The sequence below is a fragment of the Streptomyces tsukubensis genome (assembly GCF_003932715.1).
Lineage (GTDB): Bacteria > Actinomycetota > Actinomycetes > Streptomycetales > Streptomycetaceae > Streptomyces > Streptomyces tsukubensis.
Genome location: NZ_CP020700.1, coordinates 5885173 through 5901202, shown reverse-complemented (window position 1 = coordinate 5901202; position 16030 = coordinate 5885173). Strand labels below are relative to the sequence as shown.

11 protein-coding genes are annotated in these 16030 nt (G+C 71.9%); 8 read left to right on the top strand and 3 right to left on the bottom strand.

Translation table 11 applies throughout. The annotated features are described in order from the left end of the window. The first annotated feature begins 55 nt into the window (after positions 1-55). The 8 genes from B7R87_RS24530 (at position 56) to B7R87_RS24495 (ending at position 11495) form a co-directional block, all read left to right on the top strand. Positions 56-4207 (top strand): sensor histidine kinase, encoded by a 4152-nt coding sequence (locus tag B7R87_RS24530; protein ID WP_130585190.1) that lies wholly within the window; start codon positions 56-58, stop codon positions 4205-4207. A gap of 9 nt (positions 4208-4216) precedes the next feature. Beyond that, positions 4217-4630 carry a roadblock/LC7 domain-containing protein gene (locus B7R87_RS24525; RefSeq protein WP_006346351.1) on the top strand — a complete coding sequence of 138 codons (414 nt, stop codon included), beginning with the start codon at positions 4217-4219 and terminating at the stop codon, positions 4628-4630. Positions 4631-4755: 125 nt separating this feature from the next. Beyond that, positions 4756-5157 carry a DUF742 domain-containing protein gene (locus B7R87_RS24520; protein WP_040913992.1) on the top strand — a complete coding sequence of 134 codons (402 nt, stop codon included), beginning with the start codon at positions 4756-4758 and terminating at the stop codon, positions 5155-5157. Beyond that, entirely contained in the window at positions 5138-5722 is a 585-nt protein-coding gene (locus B7R87_RS24515) for a GTP-binding protein (RefSeq protein WP_130585191.1), read from the top strand. Before B7R87_RS24520 ends, B7R87_RS24515 begins: the two co-directional genes overlap by 20 nt. A 337-nt stretch (positions 5723-6059) precedes the next feature. Then, on the top strand, positions 6060-9584 hold the full coding sequence (locus B7R87_RS24510) for a nitrate- and nitrite sensing domain-containing protein (protein WP_040914003.1): 3525 nt from the start codon (positions 6060-6062) through the stop codon (positions 9582-9584). A 10-nt stretch (positions 9585-9594) separates the two neighbouring features. Beyond that, positions 9595-10008, top strand: coding sequence for a roadblock/LC7 domain-containing protein (locus B7R87_RS24505; protein WP_006346354.1), 414 nt, complete (start codon positions 9595-9597; stop codon positions 10006-10008). A 112-nt stretch (positions 10009-10120) separates the two neighbouring features. Beyond that, a complete protein-coding gene (locus B7R87_RS24500; protein ID WP_078902113.1) occupies positions 10121-10933 on the top strand; it encodes a DUF742 domain-containing protein in 813 nt (270 codons plus the stop codon). After that, on the top strand, positions 10914-11495 hold the full coding sequence (locus tag B7R87_RS24495) for a GTP-binding protein (RefSeq protein WP_130585192.1): 582 nt from the start codon (positions 10914-10916) through the stop codon (positions 11493-11495). Before B7R87_RS24500 ends, B7R87_RS24495 begins: the two co-directional genes overlap by 20 nt. 154 nt (positions 11496-11649) lie before the next feature. Here B7R87_RS24495 and B7R87_RS24490 read toward each other — a convergent pair whose 3' ends face one another. The 3 genes from B7R87_RS24490 to B7R87_RS24480 all read right to left on the bottom strand — a co-directional run bounded on the left by B7R87_RS24490 (position 11650) and on the right by B7R87_RS24480 (position 15995). Then, positions 11650-11868: an acyl-CoA carboxylase epsilon subunit gene (locus B7R87_RS24490; RefSeq protein WP_006346356.1), complete on the bottom strand. Its 219-nt coding sequence runs from the start codon at positions 11866-11868 to the stop codon at positions 11650-11652. A 61-nt stretch (positions 11869-11929) separates the two neighbouring features. After that, complete coding sequence (locus B7R87_RS24485) at positions 11930-13513, bottom strand: acyl-CoA carboxylase subunit beta (protein WP_006346357.1); 1584 nt, start codon at positions 13511-13513, stop codon at positions 11930-11932. 154 nt (positions 13514-13667) lie between these two features. Beyond that, positions 13668-15995, bottom strand: coding sequence for a polysaccharide lyase 8 family protein (locus B7R87_RS24480; protein WP_006346358.1), 2328 nt, complete (start codon positions 15993-15995; stop codon positions 13668-13670). Positions 15996-16030 lie beyond the last annotated feature (35 nt).

Below are 16030 nucleotides of genomic sequence, written 5' to 3'. Positions count from 1 at the left end.
GCCGCCGTACCAGTCGTAGGGCAGCGGAACGCCTGGTTCAGAGGTTGCGACGCTAGTGCAGGGACGTTTCAAGAGGGACCCCCAGGGCCGAGGGGAAGCCGCGGCGGGACAGGAACCGCGCGGCGGGGCCGAACACGGCTCCTCGCCCCAGCACATCCAGCACGCCCAGAATCCGGCTCAGAACCCGGCCCAGGGCCCTACGGCACCCGGTGGTGACCGGAACCCCGGCCGTCCCGGCGCACGTCCCGGCCCGCCCTCCGGCCCCGGCGGCTCCCCCGCCCAGGGCAGCGGCAGGCCCGGCGCCCCCTCCGGCGGACCCGGCGGTCCGCAGGGACCCCAGGGCCCCTCGGGCGGCGGCACCTCCGCCGTCCCCGGCCCGGCGTCCGGCGACGGCGAGTCCGACGGATCCCCGGCCCAGGTGGACACCGGCTCCCGGATGGCCCTGCGCAACTGGCGCATCAGCACCCGTCTGGTCTCCCTGCTGACCCTCCCCGTCGTCGCCGCGACGGCGCTGGGCGGGCTGCGGATCAACGAGTCCATGGACCGCATGGAACAGCTGGAACACATGCAGCTGTTGACCGACATGTCCCAGGAGGCGAGCAAGCTCGCCATCGCGCTCCAGTACGAGCGGGACACCACGGCCGGGCCGCTGTCGAACAACCCGAACGCCGGCGACTTCAAGGTCACCGAGCCCCGCGCGGCCACCGACCGAGCGGCGAAGATGTTCCTCGAAGCGGGTGTGGGCGTCAACATCGTCGACGGCGACGACACGATCAACGCCTTCCGCACCACGCTCGGACAGATCTACGGGCAGCTCAACAAGATCAACGAGATCCGGGACGACGCGTACGTCAACCGGAACTCCCACGCCCTGACCATCGAGGCGTACCACCAGCTGATCAACTCGCTGCTCGACCTCTCCTCGGAGATGGCCCAGGCGACCAACAACCAGGACATGATCAAGCGCGCCCGCGCGCTGTCCGCCTTCGCCGCCGCCAAGGAGTACGCCTCGATCCAGCAGGCGGTGATCGCGGCCGCGCTGCCGGGCGGCGGCGGGGCCAAGGGCGGCAGTCTCTCCGAGGCGGACCGGCTCTACGGCCAGGCCGCACAGGCGGGCATGGACAACGCCCTGGACAAGTTCAGCAACGCGTACGAGTCCCTGGACGGCGACGCAGCCGAAGTGCTGTCGCCCATGGAGAACCGCTCCGAGATCAACAACGTGGTCACCTTCGCCGACCGGGTCTTCAAGGACGCCAACGTCCTGCGGAACGAGAAGACGCAGTCGCACCTGGACTGGACCGACGCCTACAGCCAGCGCATCGACGCGATGAAGCTCATCGAGACCTCCCTCCTGGACGATCTGGAGGCGAAGGCCCGCGAGCTGCGCGAGGAGTCGAAGCGCGACGCGATCATCAACGGTGCGCTGATCTTCCTCGTCCTCGGGGTCTCGCTGGTGGGCGCCTTCATCGTGGCGCGCTCCATGATCCGGTCGCTGCGCCGCCTCCAGGACACTGCCACCAAGGTCGCCCAGGAGCGGCTGCCCGAGCTGGTCAAGCAGCTCTCCGAGTCGGACCCGGAGGACGTCGACACCTCGGTGGAGTCCGTGGGTGTCCACTCCCGCGACGAGATCGGCAAGGTGGCCGCGGCCTTCGACGAGGTGCACCGCGAGGCGGTCCGGCTCGCCGCCGAGCAGGCCCTGCTGCGGGGCAACGTCAACGCGATGTTCACCAACCTCTCGCGCCGCTCCCAGGGTCTGATCCAGCGCCAGCTGTCGCTGATCTCCGAGCTGGAGTCCCGCGAGGCCGACCCGGACCAGCTGTCGTCCCTCTTCAAGCTGGACCACCTCGCGACCCGTATGCGCCGGAACGGCGAGAACCTCCTCGTCCTCGCGGGCGAGGAGCCCGGCCGCCGCTGGACCCGTCCGGTGCCCCTGGTCGACGTGCTGCGCGCCGCGGCGTCCGAGGTGGAGCAGTACGAGCGCATCGAGCTGGCGGCGGTCCCCGCGACCGAGGTCGCCGGCCGGGTCGTCAACGACCTCGTGCACCTGCTCGCCGAGCTGCTGGAGAACGCCACCTCGTTCTCCTCCCCCCAGACCAAGGTCCGGGTCACCGGTCACGCCCTGCCCGACGGCCGGGTGCTGGTCGAGATCCACGACACCGGTATCGGCCTCTCGCCCGAGGACCTGGCCGCGATCAACGAGCGGCTGGCCTCGCCGCCGACCGTGGACGTCTCGGTATCCCGCCGCATGGGTCTGTTCGTGGTCGGCCGGCTGTCCCTGCGGCACGGCATCCGCATCCAGCTCCGTCCCTCGGAGTCCGGCGGTACGACCGCGCTGGTCATGCTGCCCGTGGACGTGGCCCAGGGCGGGCGCAAGCCCCCGGTCGCACCGGGCGCGCCCGCCGGTGCCGGTGCCCCCGGCCGGACGTCTCCGCCGAACGGCGGCGGCCCCCTGGGCTCCGGCCCCGGCGGTGCCGCGAACGGCGGCCGTCCCGGCGGACCGGGCGCCCCGTCCGGCGGGCCGCTCGGCGCGGGTGCGCCGCGCGGCCAGGTCGGTGCCGGCGCGGGTGCGGGTTCCCGGGCGGCGCTGCCGTCCCGTGACGGTGCCCCCGGCGGCGGACGCCCGCAGGGCGGCGGCGGTCTCGCCGGTGCCTTCGGCAACCGCGGCGCCCAGCGCGGCGGGTCCGCCCCGGCGGCCCCCGGTGACACCGCGGCCCTGCCGCGGCTCGGTGCCGACGGCCGTCCGGTCCCGGCGCGCAACGAGCTTCCGGACGCGGGCCGCGGCCGTCCCGCGGGCCCGAGCTGGGGCAGCGACCAGCGCCCCGGCGGCTATCCCGGTCAGAACAACCGCCCCGGCCAGCCCGGTCAGAACGGTCAGCCCGGTCAGCCCGGTCAGAACGCGGGCGGACAGAACGGTCCGGGCGGTCTGCCCGGCCGTGGTGCCGACGCGGTGCGCGGTCACGACGACCCGGGGACCCCTCAGGGCCCCGGCGGGTCGGCGGAGTTCCCGCGCCAGGAGTACGGCGCTCCCCCGGTCCGGCAGGCCCCCTCGGGTCTCGCCCCGGGCGGTTTCGAGGCCCCGGCCTCCCCGCAGGCGGCGCCGGGCACCCCGCCCGGCCAGTACGTCCGCAACGATGTGTTCGGGCCGCCCGCCCCGGGCGGCGGGCCCACCCGGCCCGCCCCGGCTGCGGACCTGTTCGCTCCGCCGCAGGGCACCCGTAACACCACGAACACCACGGACGGTGCGGACAGCACGGACCGCGGCCCCCGCTTCGGTGATCCGGCCGGTCCGCCGTCCGCCGGGCAGTTCGCCCGCCCGCGGACGGGTGCGCCGCAGCCGCCCGAGCCGGGCCGTGCGCCCGCGCCCCGCGGCTACGAGGAGCAGTCCGGTCCCGCCCGTAACGCGCTGCCTCCGCAGCCGCGCCACGAGGCGCTGCCGCCCGCCCCCGGTGACGGCGGTACGCCGCTGTACGACACCTTGGAGACGGACTGGTTCCGCGCCCAGAACGCGGGTGCCCAGAACCCCGGTGCCCAGCACTCGGCCCCGCAGCATCCGGCTCCGCAGAACTCGGCTCCGCAGTACCCGGGTGCGCAGGACCAGGCTGGCCGGCACGCCGCCGACCGCAGCGGGACGCAGGACCGGCCGGGCGCCGGGGAACCGTCCCACGAGGCCGTCGTCCAGCAGACCCAGCCGATGCCGCAGATCGGCCGGGACGGGCAGGGCGCTCAGGGCCCCCAGGGGTTCCAGGACAGCCGTCCGCTCCCGTACGACCGGGGCGGGCAGCAGTCCGGCCACCCCGGCGGGTTCGACCAGACGGGCCAGACGGGCCAGTTCGGTACGGCCGGTGCCGCGGCGCCCTCGCCGCAGGCCCCGGTGCCTCCGGCCGGCGGTCCCGAGGCGGGTCCGGCCGACGCCGGCTGGCGGTCCTCCCCCAACGACGAGCTGGTGCGCCAGGCCGAGCGGGTCAGGAAGCCCGCATCGGGTGGTGTCACCACGTCCGGTCTGCCTCGTCGCGTCCCGCGCGCCAATCTGGTCGCGGGCACGGCACAGCAGTACGGCAGCCAAGGCGGTCCTTCCGTCTCGCGTGCACCGGACGACGTCCGCGGCCGGCTCACCAACCTCCGGCGCGGCATCCAACAGGGGCGCGAGCAGAACGGCTCGTCGACCGGCAGCTTCGACCTCGGCCCCACACACCAGCAGGAGCGTTAGTTGAGCCCGATGAGCCAGGCGGCGCAGAATCTGAACTGGTTGATCACGAACTTCGTGGACAACACCCCCGGGGTGTCCCACACGGTGGTGGTCTCCGCCGACGGTCTTCTGCTGGCCATGTCCGAAGGATTTCCGCGTGACCGTGCCGATCAGCTGGCGGCGGTCGCTTCCGGACTGACCTCGCTGACCGCGGGTGCCTCCCGCATCTTCGAGGGCGGTGCCGTCAGTCAGACGGTCGTCGAGATGGAGCGGGGTTTCCTCTTCCTGATGTCCGTCTCCGACGGTTCGTCGCTGGCCGTGCTGGCGCACCCCGAGTGCGATATCGGTCTGGTGGGCTACGAGATGGCCCTGCTGGTGGACCGGGCGGGCAATGTGCTCACCCCGGATCTCCGTGCCGAGCTCCAGGGAAGCCTCTTGCACTGAGCCACCAGGTTCCCGGTTCCCCAGCCCGCGCCATCGCGCCCGTCAGACCTCGCCCCGGTCGCCACCGCCCCCACCGGCCGCACCGACGGCACGCCATCCACTTGCTGTCCCGCCCGGAGGACTTCATGACCCCGCCACCCGCCTCACATGATCCGTACGGTGTCCAAACCGACTACGGAGTGGACGGTGACCAGCCGCTGGTGCGGCCGTACGCCATGACGGGCGGCCGGACCCGGCCGCGCTACCAGCTCGCCATCGAGGCCCTGGTCAGTACCACCGCCGATCCGTCGCTGCTGGGCGGGCTGCTCCCCGAGCACCAGCGGATCTGCCATCTGTGCCGTGAGGTGAAGTCGGTCGCGGAGGTGTCGGCGCTGCTGTCGATGCCGCTGGGCGTGGCCCGGATCCTGGTGGCGGACCTGGCGGAGGCCGGCATGGTGGCGATCCACCAGCCGGGCAACGGCGACGCCGGCGGTACGCCGGACGTGACACTGCTCGAAAGGGTGCTCAGTGGACTTCGCAAGCTCTAGCGGCGGTACGGCTCCGAGATCGACCACCAGCGCGAAGATCGTGGTGGCGGGTGGTTTCGGCGTGGGTAAGACCACGTTCGTCGGCGCCGTCTCGGAGATCAACCCGCTGCGTACCGAAGCCGTCATGACCAGCGCATCCGCCGGCATCGACGACCTCACCCACACCGGCGACAAAACCACCACCACCGTCGCCATGGACTTCGGCCGCATCACCCTCGACCAGGACCTCATCCTCTACCTGTTCGGCACCCCCGGACAGGACCGCTTCTGGTTCATGTGGGACGACCTCGTCCGCGGCGCCATCGGCGCCGTCGTCCTCGTCGACACCCGACGCCTCGCCGACTGCTTCCCCGCCGTCGACTACTTCGAAAACAGCGGCCTCCCCTTCGTCATCGCCCTCAACGGCTTCGACGGACACCAGCCCTACACCCCCGAAGAAGTCCGCGAAGCCCTCCAGATCGGACCCGACACCCCCATCATCACCACCGACGCCCGCCACCGCGGCGACGCGAAGAGCGCCCTCATCACCCTCGTCGAACACGCCCTCATGGCACGGCTCAAGTAGACGCTGCGATACGGTAGTTGTCGTAACCAAGCAGGTGCGGACTGTGTCCTTTGACACGGTCCGCCCGCATGTTCATAACGTTTCGACATGGAATTGGGGTCCTGCGGACACCCGATGCGGTCACCCGGTGTCCCTGCGCTCACGAAACGCACGACTTTTGAAGGGGCTCGCTCTTTATGCCCGTTTTATCGCGCGCTCCGGCGACGCGGAATGGCTGATTCCAACTGTTTGGAACGGACCCGGTCCGCGTGCTGAAATTCGACGAACTTCCGAGTAGTACGGCTCAGAACGAAACACGGCACAGCATGGGTGTCGGCGCCGAGAGGTTGTTGGTCGAGTGAGGCGAAGCAGCACAGGCTCCGCAGAGCAGCAGGCGCGGGGCAATTTCACCCCGCCGTCGCGTGCGGAGGCGTCGCCCGGCGAGGAGCCGGAGCCCGCTTCCCCCGCCCCGGGCGGCGGGAGTACCAGCCGGTTCTCCCCGCGCAACTGGTCCGTGCCGACCCGGCTGAACGCGATCCTGCTGCTGCCCGTGCTGGTCGGTCTGTTCATGGGCGGCTTCCAGGTCAGCGGGTCGATCGACACCTGGGACGAAGCCAAGGACGCCGAGCAGACGGCGAAGATAGTGCGGGCCGCGTCCGAGTACGGCGCGGCCCTCCTCAACGAGCGGGACCTGACGGCCGAGCCGCTGCTGAAGTCGCCCACGCCCAACGAGGCCGTGCAGAAGGTGCGCGCCACCACGGACGCGGCGAAGGCCGCGTTCGACCGCGCCACCCGGAACGTGCCCGCGGGGCACGGTCTGGAGCGGCGTCTCGAAATCTTCCGGGGCGAGGAGAAGAAGCTCGCCGATCTGCGCGCGAACGCCTATCGCCCCGCCACCGACCCGGTCGGCACCGAAGAGGGCTATGTCCAGGTCCAGCACTCGCTGATGGCGTTCGCCAATGAGCTGGGTCTGGGCACCGGCAATGTCACCAGTTACGGCAGGACCGTTTACGCGGTTCAGCTGGCGAAGGCCGCGGAGTCGCTCCAGCGGTCCATCGGCATCCATCTTCTGGTGCGCCCCAACAGCCGTGAGAACGTCCGGGACAAGCAGGTCACGGCGTTCAACTCGTACAACTATCTGGAACAGATCGCGATCGCGGAATTCCAGTCCGGTGGTACGTCGGCGGATGTCGAGCTGCTGAAGGGCTCGATGCGCAAGGCCGCCGAGCAGGGCGCGCAGCGGCTCCAGGAGTCCGGCGCCACCACGGCGGCGGGTCCCGACGGCACCGTGTTCAGCGGGATGGCCCAGCGGATCGGCAGCGGGGCGTCCCCCGAGGATCTGGCGGCCGCGGGCATCACGGCGCAGACGTGGACCGCCGTCGCCACCGCCAAGTTCGAGGGCTACCTCCAGGTCGAGACCGAACTGGTGGACCGTGCGGTGGCCGAGGCCTCGTCGATCTCCGCCGACGCCCGCCGGGACGCGATCCTCAACGGCGCGATCGTCGTGATCGCCCTGCTCGCCTCCTTCGTGCTGGCCGGTGCCGTGGCCCGGCAGATGAGCCGGTCGATGCGGGAGCTGCGTTCGGCCGCCTTCGCCATCGCGGAGCAGCGGCTGCCGCTCCTGGTCGACCAGCTCTCCCGGACCGAGCCCGGACGGGTCGACACCCGGGTCGAACCGATTCCGATCGACACCCGCGACGAGATCGGCGAGGTGGCCCGCGCCTTCGACCAGATCCACCGCGAGGCGGTCCGGCTCGCCGCCGAGCAGGCCATGCTGCGGGGCAACGTCAACGCAATCTTCACCAATCTCTCCCGCCGCAACCAGTCGCTCATCGAGGGCCAGCTCACGCTGATCACCGAGCTGGAGAACAACGAGGCCGATCCGGAGCAGCTGGACAATCTGTTCCGGCTGGACCATCTGGCCACCCGGATGCGCCGCAACGGCGAGAACCTCCTGGTCCTCGCGGGCGAGGAGCCCGGCCGCCGCTGGAACCAGCCGGTTCCGCTGGTCGATGTGCTGCGGGCGGCCTCGTCCGAGGTGGAGTCGTACGAGCGGATCGAGCTGTCCGGCGTACCGGAGACGGATATCCACGGCCAGTCGGTCACCGACCTGGTGCATCTGCTGGCGGAGCTGCTGGAGAACGCCACCACCTTCTCCTCCCCGCAGACCAAGGTGCGGGTCACCGCGACCCGGCTGCCCGACGGCCGGATCATGGTCGAGATCCACGACAAGGGCATCGGGCTGACCGCGGAGGACTTCGCGGACATCAACCACAAGCTGGCGAACCCGCCGATCGTGGACGCCGCCGTCTCCCAGCGCATGGGCCTCTTCGTGGTCGGCCGCCTCGCGGACCGGCACGGTATCCGGGTCCAGCTCCGCCCCTCGGGCGAGCAGGCGGGCACCACGTCGCTGGTGATGCTCCCGGACGCGATCACCCACGGCGGTGGCGGCGAGCCGGTGCCCCAGGGCGACTTCACGGTCTCGGGGATCATGCCGGAGCAGGAGGGCGGCCGGGGTCCGGCCCAGGTCCCGTCCGCGCCGGTGCGGACCGCTGCCGAACTCGGTTTCGACGACTCCCGCTACGAGCAGCCGCAGTCGGGCGGGCGCGGTATCGACCCGGTGGGCCGCTCCCTGGCTCGCGGCGGACGGCGGGCGGCGCTGGAGCCCCGGAACCCGCAGCAGCAGCCGGCCGCCGAACCGGCGGAGGGCTATCAGCAGCCCGCGGCGGCGCAGCCGTACGACGGTTACGGGCAGAACGCGTTCCCGGGCCAGACGCAGGGCCAGGCGCAGGGCCACGGCCAGAACCAGGGCCTCGGACAGGGTCAGGCGCAGGGTCAGGGCCAGGGTGCCGACGCCTTCCCGGCGGCCGGTCCCGCGGACGGCTTCCCCGCCCAGGGCGGGGTCGCGGATCCGTACGCGGCCCCGGGCTCCGGTGCCGCCTTCCCGGCGGCCGACCCGAGCGGCACCACGGCTCCGTACGGATCCGGACAGCAGACGTACGACGGCTACCCGTCCGGCGGTTACCCCGGCGGCGAGGCGCACCACACCCAGCCGATGCCGGTGTACCAGGATCCGTACCCGTCCCAGGGGCAGGCCGCCCTGCCCGAAGCCGGAACGGCTCCGGACTCCCCGGCCGCCCATGCGGCACAAGGCTCCCAGCACCCGGCAGGCAGCTATCCGGAATCCGGCTTCCCGGATTCGGCGACGGGTGAGCAGCCGTACGGGAACGCCTGGAACACCCGTCGCCAGCAGGACGACTGGCCGGATCCGAACGCTGTTTCCGGCGGGTACGAACCGGAGTACCGCGGGGAATCGGAATCCGGCCACGGCGCCACCAGCACGGGTGCGGAGAGCGTAGGCTTCGAGCGTCCGGGACCTTCTCCGAGCAGCGGTCACGAGCTGACCGACGCCGGTCTGCCCCGCCGCGGCGCCCTGCGCCCGCGGCCCGAGCAGGACGTGCAGCGGCAGCAGCAGTGGCAGCCGTCCGGGGAGCAGGTCCCGCAGGCGCCGCAGGGTGATCGGCCCGAGGCGGTCACCGACAGCGGCAACGGGGCCGCGGACGACGGTGCGCAGGACTGGCGGTCGGCCAACGACGAGCGCTGGCAGCGGGCGGAGAAGCTGCGGGAGCCGAAGGCGGGCGGGGTCACCTCGTCCGGGCTGCCGCGCCGGGTGCCCAAGGCCAACCTCGTCGAGGGCACCGCGGAGGAGACACCTCAGCACGGGCTTCCGCAGATCTCGCGCGCCCCGGAGGACGTTCGTGGCAGGCTGAGCAATCTGCGCCGCGGCGTCCAGCGGGGGCGCAGCGCGGGAACGGACACGAACGGACCGGGCACCTACGATCACCAGGGTGGTCCGGGCAGTACCTACAACCAGGAGCGTTAGTGTGAGCCCGATGAGCCAGGCGGCGCAGAATCTGAACTGGTTGATCACCAACTTCGTGGACAACACCCCCGGGGTGTCCCACACGGTGGTGGTCTCCGCCGACGGACTCCTGCTGGCGATGTCCGACGGCTTCCCCCGTGACCGTGCCGATCAGCTGGCGGCGGTCGCTTCCGGACTGACCTCGCTGACCGCGGGTGCCTCCCGCATCTTCGAGGGCGGTGCCGTCAACCAGACGGTCGTCGAGATGGAGCGGGGTTTCCTCTTCATCATGTCCATCTCCGACGGCTCGTCGCTGGCCGTGCTGGCCCACCCGGAGGCCGATATCGGTCTGGTGGGCTACGAGATGGCCCTTCTGGTGGACCGGGCGGGCAATGTGCTCACCCCCGACCTGCGGGCGGAACTCCAGGGCAGTCTGCTCAACTGACCGGTCAACCTACCGGCGGACAGGGCCCCTTGTGCCACCGCACCATTAGGGTGCGGTGGCAGTGGCGGCTTCACAGGGACAGCGAACGGCACGCGCAGTCGGAGGAGGACACGTGGCAACACCACCGGGCGAACGCCCTTATGACGGCGGTGCGCAGCAGCCGGAAGGCGAGCACTCCCACCACGGCTACCCCTTTCCCCCGGCCCCGGGCAGAGCGGACGGCCGTCCTTCGTGGTCCGCGCCCGAGCCGGCGCAGGAGCCGTACCGGCAGCCGTACGAGCCTTCGTACGATGCTTCGTACGATCCCCGGTACGGGGCGCAGCAGGCGGGCGGTCCCGGGCCGTACGATCCGGGGGCGCCCCAGCCACCGCATCAGCCTCACCAGCCCCATCAGCCGAACCAACCGCACCAACCGCACCAACCGCACCAACCGCACGATCAGTACGACCGGCAGGGCGGCTACGGCCGGCCCGGCGGGCGGCACGGGGTGCCGGGCCCGGCCCAGCAGCCCGGCCAGCCCCGGCCCTACCAGCAGCGGCCTCCGGGGCGCCGCAGGCCGGAGCCCGCGCCCGGACAGGGCGGGCCCAGTCCGCTGGTGCGGCCGTACGCCATGACGGGCGGCCGGACCCGGCCGCGCTACCAGCTCGCCATCGAGGCCCTGGTCAGTACCACCGCAGATCCGTCGAGGCTCCAGGGCCAGTTGCCCGAGCATCAGCGGATCTGCCGGCTGTGTTTCGAGATCAAGTCGGTCGCCGAGATCTCGGCACTGCTCTCCATTCCCCTCGGCGTTGCCCGGATCCTCGTCGCCGACCTGGCAGAGGCCGGACTCGTCGCCATCCACCAGCCCGGCGGGGACGACACCGCCGGCGGTCAGCCAGACGTGACACTGCTCGAAAGGGTGCTCAGTGGACTTCGCAAGCTCTAGCGGCGGCGCGCCTCGCTCAACCACCAGCGCGAAGATCGTGGTGGCGGGTGGTTTCGGCGTGGGTAAGACCACGTTCGTCGGCGCCGTCTCGGAGATCAACCCGCTGCGTACCGAAGCCGTCATGACCAGCGCCTCCGCCGGCATCGACGACCTCACCCACACCGGCGACAAAACCACCACCACCGTCGCCATGGACTTCGGCCGCATCACCCTCGACCAGGACCTCATCCTCTACCTGTTCGGCACCCCCGGACAGGACCGCTTCTGGTTCATGTGGGACGACCTCGTCCGCGGCGCCATCGGCGCCGTCGTCCTCGTCGACACCCGACGCCTCGCCGACTGCTTCCCCGCCGTCGACTACTTCGAAAACAGCGGCCTCCCCTTCGTCATCGCCCTCAACGGCTTCGACGGACACCAGCCCTACACCCCCGAAGAAGTCCGCGAAGCCCTCCAGATCGGACCCGACACCCCCATCATCACCACCGACGCCCGCCATCGCGCCGACGCGAAGAGCGCCCTCATCACCCTCGTCGAACACGCCCTCATGGCACGGCTGCGGTAGTCGAAGACGTATGCGGCCCCCGTCCCCCTCGCCGGAGGGGTACGGGGGCTCTGTGTTTCCCGCAGGAACGGTCGCGGGCCGGTCGCGGGTACGAAGAACGCCCCGGCCCCGGAAGGATCCGGGGCCGGGGCGCGCTCAGTACGGCGTGGGGCGGTCAGCCCTGCCAGCTGTGGGAGACCTGGAAGGCCCGCTGCCGCTCGGGACGGCTCCAGGGCGCGGCGGTACGGCCGTGGGCGCCGTCCGTGGCCTGCGGCGCGGCGGCGGCGCGGGCCAGCAGCACCGCGGTGATCGCGGCCAGCTCCTCGGGCTCGCAGTGGCCCTTCTCCACGCGCAGGACGGACGGGTCCGTGGCTCGGACGGCCTGGGTGCTCATCGTGTGTGCTCCGTTTTCGCGGTGGGGTCCGGTCGGTTGCTGCGCGGCTTGCTGAGGCGGGTCACTGCGGCGGGTTGCCGTGCTTGCGGGACGGCAGATCGGCGTGCTTGGTGCGGAGCATCGCCAGGGACGCGGCGAGTACGGCCCGGGTCTCGGCCGGGTCGATGACGTCGTCGACCAGTCCGCGCTCCGCGGCGTAGTACGGGTGCATCAGCTCGGACTTGTACTCCTTGACCATCCGCACCCGCATGGCCTCGGGGTCCTCGGCGTCCGCGATCTGCCGCCGGAAGATCACATTGGCGGCGCCCTCGGCGCCCATGACCGCGATCTCGTTGGTCGGCCAGGCGTAGGTCAGGTCGGCGCCGATGGACTGGGAGTCCATCACGATGTACGCGCCGCCGTAGGCCTTGCGCAGGATCAGGGAGATCCGGGGCACGGTGGCGTTGCAGTAGGCGTAGAGGAGCTTGGCGCCGTGGCGGATGATCCCGCCGTGCTCCTGGTCGACGCCCGGGAGGAAGCCGGGGACGTCCAGCAGGGTCACGATCGGGATGTTGAAGGCGTCGCACATCTGGACGAAGCGGGCGGCCTTTTCGGAGGCCTCGATGTCCAGGACCCCGGCGAGGGTCTGCGGCTGGTTGGCCACGATGCCGACGACCTGGCCGTCGATGCGGGCCAGGGCGCAGACGATGTTCCGGGCCCAGCGCTCGTGGATCTCCAGGAAGTCGCCGTCGTCGACGAGTTCTTCGATGACCTTGTGCATGTCGTACGGACGGTTGCCGTCGGCGGGCACCAGGTCCAGCAGGACGTCGGAGCGGCGGTCGACCGGGTCGGTGGCCGCCACGTGCGGCGGGTTCTCCCGGTTGTTCTGCGGCAGCATCGAGAGGAGGTACCGCACCTCCGCGATGCAGGTCTCCTCGTCGTCGTACGCGAAGTGGGCGACGCCCGAGGTCTCGGCGTGGACGTCGGCACCGCCGAGGCCGTTCTGGGTGATCTCCTCACCCGTCACGGCCTTCACCACGTCGGGACCGGTGATGAACATCTGGGAGGTCTCGCGGACCATGAAGACGAAGTCGGTGAGCGCGGGCGAGTAGGCGGCGCCGCCCGCACACGGGCCGAGCATCACGGAGATCTGCGGGATGACACCGCTCGCCCGGGTGTTGCGCTGGAAGATGCCGCCGTAACCGGCGAGCGCCGAAACGCCCTCCTGGATCCGGGCGCCCGCGCCGTCGTTCAGCGACACCAGCGGCGCGCCCGCCGAGATCGCCATGTCCATAATCTTGTGGATCTTGGTGGCGTGGGCCTCGCCCAGCGCACCGCCGAAGATCCGGAAGTCGTGGGCGTAGACGAAGACCGTCCGCCCCTCGACCGTTCCCCAGCCGGTGACGACACCGTCGGTGTGCGGCTTCTTGGCCTCCAGGCCGAAGCCGGTGGCCCGGTGCCGGCGGAGCTGCTCCACCTCGTGGAAGGAGCCCTCGTCCAGCAGCAGCGCGATCCGCTCGCGCGCGGTCAGCTTGCCCTTGGCGTGCTGCGCCTCGGTCGCGCGGTCGCTCGGTCCGCGGACCGCCCGCTCCCGCAGGTCGTGCAGCTCGGCCACGCGCCCGCGTGCGTCGGTGGGCTCGCTGGGGGTCTCGTCGACAAGGGTCATGTATCGACCCTAAGGACAGGGGCGCAATTTTTCCGCCGTTCACTCCGTACAGTCTCGGACCGATTCTCCTGTGAATCCCTCACAGAAGCCTCGGGCGCATCACCCCAGTCGCCAGCCGGGGACCACTGTTGTTTGTAGGAATCCCATAATCCGTTCAGCCGAGTGCCATCCGGCAGCCGCGGCTCGTGCCCGCCGTGCCGGGGTGGAGTCTCAGCCGAACGGCGGCGCCGGTGGCGAGGACCTCGATGGCGGGGTCCCGGCTCTCCACAGCGCGTACGGGCCGCCGCCAGACGATCTCCACGGGTGAGCGGGAGCGTTCCGGATCCGCCAGCCACAGGGCGGCTTCGCGGCCCTGCTCCCTGATCAGGACGCTCAGGGGCGCCGATGCGGTCAGCGGGCCAACCGTTCCGGTGGCGAAGAAATTCGCGGCGGTCAGCCCGAGGGAGGCGAGGGCCACCGCCTGACAGCGCGCGTCGTTGGCGAGGACGGTCAGCCAGTGCGGGTCGGCGGCCCGGGCGGCGGTGCGGGCGGGGCTCGCGGCCGGCATCAGGAGATAGAGGTACGAGGCATCGACCGGGTCGGTGCCGTGGTCCAGCCAGAGCGTGCGGTAGCGGCGCGTGACCCGTTCGGCACTGCCGCCGGTGTTGATATCGGCCCAGGCTCCGGCGCGGTCCTCATGGCGGCTGTGGAGCCGGCGGGTGCCGCCGGGCAGGACCCAGCCGCCGTGGCCTTCCAGATGGGCCCAGCGGGCGCCGTACCGGTAGCGGGCCCGGCCGGACGCGCCGAGATTGCGGTGGTCGACGACGGTCTCGACCGGGACGCCGTCGGTGCAGCTGATGCCCGCGCCCAGGCAGACGACGGCGTCGTCGGCGCAGAACCAGGACTTGCGGGCCCGGAGGGTGGAGCCCAGCCCCCGCAGATCCTGGCCGACGGCGGCGTACGTGCCGTCGGTGACACCCCCGGCCCAGCGCGCTGCGGGCCGCGGTTCGCCCCACTCTCCGCCCGCGAAGTCCGCGAGCCGCCGGGTGGAGACGGTGGTGCCGGGCATCCGGTACGGGTCGGCGGTGGGCCAGAACCAGTCCGTGTACTGGTCTCCGAGGCTGTGCTCGGGCCACCAGAGGACCATTCCGGCGCCGGTGTGCCAGCCGCGCGGGTGCTCGCCGTTCCCGCATTCGTAGTACGCGGTGCGGTCCGAGGCCATGGCGATGTTCACGGTCCAGCCGGGGCGGCGGTGCACGGCCCGGTCCATGGCGGCGAAGAGGGTGTGGCCGGTGGCTCGGGGGGCGGTCGGGACGGGGGCTGCGGCGGCTGCGGCGAGGCGGGCCAGATCGGCGGTGCCGTGCCGGGGCGAGATGAGGAGGGAGCCGGTGGTGTCACGGGCGGCCCAGCCCTTGATCCGGGCGTACCAGCGGTCGCGGTCGGCGGGCGGGGCACCCCTGGCCAGCAGCGCGATCGCGGCGATCACGGCGTGCCCGTGGTAGTGGTCGCCGCGCAGGATCCGGCGGTCGTCGTCGCGGCCCAGCCCCCGGCTGACCGCCCGGCCGTTGACGCTGTCCATGATCAGCCCGTTGTGGATCAGCGGGCTGAAGGCGCGGTCGACGCTGTCGAGGACGTTGCGGCGGGCGGGGTCGGTGATCTCCCAGGGGGAGCCGTCGAGCAGGGCGAAGAGCCGGGCGAGCCCGTCGAGCAGGACCTGTCCGTAGGTGCCGGTATAGGGGACGCGGGTGTGCTGGACGTACGACCCGTCGGCGTAGAGGCCGTCGCCTTCGGTGACGTACGGGAAGACCGGGGAGAGCGCGGTACGGGCCAGGGCGATCCGCTGGGGGGCGCGGCCGAGGATCCCGCGCAGGGCGGTGGAGCGGCAGAGGTCGACGCGGTTGGCGCCGGTGGAGATGCCGGAGTAGTCGGTGAGGAGGCTGTCGGGGACGAAGTGGTCGACGGCGGCGCAGGCGGTGGCGATCGCGTCGGCGGAGAGGTGGTCGTGGAGGACGGCGACGAGGTCCATCAGGAGGCGTGGGCTGCCGATGCGCCACTCCCACCAGTTGCCGCGGGGCTCGTTGCCGGGGTGGTAGGCGAGGGCGGTGACGTGGCCGAGGCCGTGGACGGTGTCCGCGAGGAGCCCGGATCCGTCGCCGGTTCCGTACGTATACGCCTGGGCCATCACCCAGAGGCGGGCGAAGCTCCGGGTGATGTGGGCGGGCGGCGCGGGCGGGAGTAAGGGCAGGTCGGGCCAGAGGGAGCCGGGGCCGGGGGCCAGGGCGGCGCGGTGGACGGCGGCGAGTCGGGTGGTCTCCGCGATCCGGGAGGCGTACGGCTCGGCGGCGGGGTCGTAGCCGCTGCCGAGGCTGATCTCCAGCCAGCGGTTCCGGAGGAGTTCGTACGGGTCCGGGGGCGCCGGGGCCGCGGGGGCCAGGGCGGCGAGCGCCCCGGCGGTTCCGGCGGCCGTGACGAAGGACCGGCGGGACCAGAGCGGCTGGGGCACGGGGACCTCCGGAGGCGTAGGGACGTGTCCATCGC

Bases quoted from the DNA above. Each gene is read 5' to 3' on its own strand.
- B7R87_RS24525 (WP_006346351.1), top strand. From the start codon at position 4,217: ATGAGCCAGGCGGCGCAGAATCTGAACTGGTTGATCACGAACTTCGTG.
- B7R87_RS24520 (WP_040913992.1), top strand. From the start codon at position 4,756: ATGACCCCGCCACCCGCCTCACATGATCCGTACGGTGTCCAAACCGAC.
- B7R87_RS24505 (WP_006346354.1), top strand. From the start codon at position 9,595: ATGAGCCAGGCGGCGCAGAATCTGAACTGGTTGATCACCAACTTCGTG.
- B7R87_RS24490 (WP_006346356.1), bottom strand. From the start codon at position 11,868: ATGAGCACCCAGGCCGTCCGAGCCACGGACCCGTCCGTCCTGCGCGTG.
- B7R87_RS24485 (WP_006346357.1), bottom strand. From the start codon at position 13,513: ATGACCCTTGTCGACGAGACCCCCAGCGAGCCCACCGACGCACGCGGG.